Source organism: Frankia umida (assembly GCF_023242945.1).
Lineage (GTDB): Bacteria > Actinomycetota > Actinomycetes > Frankiales > Frankiaceae > Frankia > Frankia umida.
In genome coordinates this window covers 1-4,009 of record NZ_JALKFT010000040.1, presented here as the reverse complement: position 1 = coordinate 4,009, position 4,009 = coordinate 1, and the positions used below count along the sequence as shown (strand labels likewise).

Genomic DNA, 4,009 nt, shown 5'->3' with positions numbered 1-4,009 from the left:
CCTCGGGATGGACGTCCGCCAAGTCACGGTAGAGGGCGACGGCCTGCTCGCCTGCGGCCAACGCTTCCTCACGCCGAGCAAGGTCTCCAAACCGGACGGACAGATTATTCAACGAGGTGGCGAGATCTGGACGGAACGCCTCGGGTCGAACCGCCACCAATCCGCGGTAAACTGCTACGGCCTCCTCTACAGCGGCCAGCGCTTCCGCGCGACGACCAAGACCCGCCAGTTGAGTGGACAGGTTATTCAACGAGGTGGCGAGGTCTGGACGAAATGCTTCGGGTCGAACCGCCACCAATCCGCGGTAAACTGCTACGGCCTCCTTTACAGCGGCCAGCGCTTCCGCGCGACGACCAAGACCCGCCAGTTGAGTGGATAGGTTATTCATTGCATTGGCGACCTTGGGGGCGAAGGCCTCGGGCTGTTCGATGGCGAGTTGACGGTAGAGCGCGGTCGCCTCCCTGGCTGCGTCCAATGCTCTCGACCGCCGATCTAGGCCGGATTGGCCACTTAGCGCCATGATGTCTCCCTCCCGGCAGTCAGCTGGTAGGCAGCCAATTCGCGGTGGAGTGCCGCGGCGTCGACGGCGATCGGGCCTTGTCGTTGGACGAGGCTGGATCGTCGCGTGGAGAGGCTAGTTAGGAGGCGTGCCAACGCCTCGAGAGTAGCCCGGTCTCCGCGAATTTTGACCGCTTCCCTCGCCTGTATCTCGGCCAGCGTGATCAGAGTGTCGGCGGCGTCAGCCAGGGCAATCAATCTTTCGGGAAAGGCGTCCAAGACGGTGGCAAGCGCCGTGAAGTGGAGCTGTGCAACGGCTGGCGCGACCTGTTCATCAACGATGATCAGATTGGCAATCAAGGCCGGCAGGTGAGGCTGGTGCGCGCTCGCGCGAGCGAGAATCATCAGGCCATCGCGAAGCTGACGGGGGGTAGCGTCACCAAGCAGTGCTCTCGCCAGGTCTGGATCGCCGCCATCGGAGCGGGTGCGCAGCGCCTGGCCGATCAGATGTTCCGCGATCCGATCAGGAACGAGAGACCCCCAGTACGCATCAGGTGGCGCCGGGTACAGATCGCGCAGCCACGCGGCCAGCATCTCTAGGTCCGCGGGGGTTTGACCTTTTAGGAGTGGGAGCCGTCCGAGGGTGGCGATAGCTTCATCTTCGCTGGTGGCCCCGCATAGCGCTGCTGCGATGACGGCCTGATGGCGCACTTTCCAAGTGTACTTCTGGGAGAGATGGTGTGGCGGCACGTCGGAAGTCTCAGCCCAGTAGCGACCTTCATGAGCAAGCAGGATGTCGGTGTTTTCACTGGTTGAGGGGAGCGCCGTGATCGGGTTGGGGCCGGCCTGCAGGAGATCAGTGAAGGCACGCTCGTGAAGTGCCAGCGCAAGCGTGTAACGTGGGTCATCAAGGCCAGCCGGCGTGGCGATACTCGCGGCAAGGTTCGTCCAGTCGGCATCGGTGTCCACCTGTGACCAGGCCCGTGCGAGATCGGTCAGAATCCGTTGGTAGGAACTCCCACGGTCGTGCTCCCTGGGCTCTAGGTCGGAAAGCGGCTCCGGGAGAAGGGGGCCTTCCAGCTTGTCGCGCAGTTCGTCGCGTATCCACTGCCACCATTCCGCCTCGTCGTGCGCGGACCTCGCCAGCAGAAGGATCCGTACCCGTTTCGCAGGCGTGCGCTGATGCAGCACCCGAAACAGGGCGGACAGATGCCGGGCGCGTGCCTCGGCATAGTCAACCACGAGGAGCACAGAGGTGTCAGTATCGGCGATCTTTTCCAGTAAACCGCCGACGATCGAGCGAGCGAGGAAACCGCTAACCCATTCGGTTGCCGACAGGTCGTCGCAGAGTTTCAAGGCCAGACGGGTCTTGCCCTGTCCACCCGGCCCTGTGATCAGACGCACCGCCCAAGGCGCGCTTTTCTTCACACACCAGCCAGTGAGGTCCACAATCCAGGAGTCGCGCCCGTAGAAGTCGACGGCCGTGCGGCCCGGACGCAACAGCGATGTCGGCGACCGACGATCACGAACTTGCCCGGGGTCATCGAACAGGCCCGCCAACTCGACGGACTCCAACTCCAGCCGATCGGTGCCGCTGACCAGGCTGGCGAACTCCCCGGCCCCGGCGATCGCCGAGATCCGGGTCGCAGACAGCCTGCCACCGCCGAACTCCTGATGATCCTTGGCCACGACCCCGACCAGCAGACCACCAGCGAATACGGCCGCGCCCGACACCCCCGCCCACGGCGAACCCGGTTTCGGCCACCACGCCGGAATCGGACCATCGATCTGGAAATAGAGCTGATCGCCACGGCTGCCGCCGACCGGACTGATCGTCCCTTCAGCCTGTTCCGGTTGGCGAAGCAAGGTCTCCTCGTCGCGCCCGAGCCGGGGAAAGCCGACCAGTAGGCAGTCCTTCACCGACTGCTGACCGGTCAACCGCCCCCATCCCACTGGCGTGACCTCCCCGGCTGGGCCAGCGTCCTGCTCGAGCCGGACGAGGGCAACATCCGCGACGTCCCCGCCGTCCTTACTCCGGCAGTAGGCCGATGGCCAGACGACGTTAGCCTTCCGCCAGCCCCCGGCGACGATCCCCCGCACTTCGACGACCGGCAGCTTCCGACCATAGTCATCGAAGACGACATGCGCGGCAGTCAGCACCAACCCGCTGCCCACGAGATAACCCGAACCCCGACTGTAGTCAGGCGTGTCCGCGTCGGACGGTCCCTCCGGCGCAACAGGAGCCCGAATCTCGGCGACCAACCCCTGGCTAAAACCTCCGGCCACCACCAAGCCCCGTCCATGGTTCCCGGTCAGTTGCTGTCGCGGTCCCTGACCCTCATGTCGCGGGTCGCGGTCCCACCGGCGCCGTCAGACACGATCTCCTGCGGCTGCAACGTGACCTTCAGCCGGTGCGTCGCCGTTCGCCCCGCCGAGCCACCTCCACCGACCGAAAGAACCCAGAACTTCACACCCGCCTCGCCCTTGCGCTCGCGACGTATCTCCAGGCCGAACTCCATCTCGACCGGGCCGAGCGTGAACTGGACAGGCTCCCCAACGCCAGCCAGCTTCGCCGCAGCAAGTTCGCGACGCAACGCCTCAATCGCCTCGGCTAGACCGACCTCATCCATGTCAACCCCCGGCACGCACAACGATACCCATAGTAAGGAAGCGCCATGGTACCGCGATCACGCTACCTACCAGGCCGAGGATCCGACTGAGCTTGGCCAGGGCGGCGTGGACGGCGTGGACGGCAAACTCGCCGAGGCACGGTGGGAACGGCGTTACGCTGGTTCGCAGGGATCAGGTTTGTCGGGCCGTCCGAGGGAGGTGCTCCATCACCGCGGAGATGATCGCTCCTGCCTGGATGCACCAGCAGATCACAGCGGAGCAGTACGACTCCTGGACTGCCGAGCAGTGCGCGGGCATCGAGATCGTGGACGGGATGGTCGTCGTGAGCCCCAGCGCGTCCAAACGACACAACCGCCTGATCAAGATCCTCGCGGTCGCGCTGGAGGCTGCCGCCGGGCCCGACTGGAACGCGGACTTCGACGTCGACGTCCGGCTCCAGGACGTGCCACTGACCAACCGGCGCCCCGACGTCGTCGTGTACCGCGCGGACACGATCGACATCATGCCGGCCCGGCCCGCGCACATCCTGCTCGTCGTCGAGGTCGTCTCACCGGGCTCGGAGACAACCGACCGGATCGTCAAGGCCGAGCAGTACGCGCGGGCGGGCATCTCCTACTACTGGCGAGTCGAACAACCCCCCGCCGGCGTCCCGATCGTCCACACCCACGTTCTGGACCCGGCAGCCGGGACCTACCGCGACGGGGAGGTCTTCACCGGCGTCGTCGACGCGGTCGCACCCTTCCGCGTCATGATCGATCTCACCCGACTGTAGCGACGTCGGCCGGACGGGTTCGGACCGGCCAGCCCCTGTCTGTCAGAGTCCCATGAGACAGATGGATCTTTGAGACCTGTGTAGCGGTAGGGCGAGACGGGATCTTCA

At 65.2% G+C, this 4,009-nt stretch carries 4 protein-coding genes; 1 reads left to right on the top strand and 3 read right to left on the bottom strand.

The features are described from left to right. The 3 genes from MXD59_RS27530 to MXD59_RS23280 form a co-directional block, all read right to left on the bottom strand. Positions 1-388: tetratricopeptide repeat protein (locus tag MXD59_RS27530; RefSeq protein WP_372512180.1), on the bottom strand; the 388-nt coding region annotated here is incomplete at its 3' end. Positions 389-510: 122 nt separating this feature from the next. Then, entirely contained in the window at positions 511-2,784 is a 2,274-nt protein-coding gene (locus tag MXD59_RS23285) for a trypsin-like serine peptidase (protein WP_308301772.1), read from the bottom strand. A gap of 26 nt (positions 2,785-2,810) precedes the next feature. After that, positions 2,811-3,128: a trypco2 family protein gene (locus MXD59_RS23280; protein WP_248826735.1), complete on the bottom strand. Its 318-nt coding sequence runs from the start codon at positions 3,126-3,128 to the stop codon at positions 2,811-2,813. 218 nt (positions 3,129-3,346) lie between these two features. Between MXD59_RS23280 and MXD59_RS23275 the strand changes: the two genes are divergently transcribed. Further along, on the top strand, positions 3,347-3,901 hold the full coding sequence (locus MXD59_RS23275; protein ID WP_248826734.1) for a Uma2 family endonuclease: 555 nt from the start codon (positions 3,347-3,349) through the stop codon (positions 3,899-3,901). Positions 3,902-4,009: the final 108 nt, after the last annotated feature.

What these genes read in the sequence shown, in the direction of transcription:
- MXD59_RS23280 (WP_248826735.1), bottom strand. Translation starts at nt 3,128, where the DNA reads ATGGATGAGGTCGGTCTAGCCGAGGCGATTGAGGCGTTGCGTCGCGAA.
- MXD59_RS23275 (WP_248826734.1), top strand. Translation starts at nt 3,347, where the DNA reads ATGATCGCTCCTGCCTGGATGCACCAGCAGATCACAGCGGAGCAGTAC.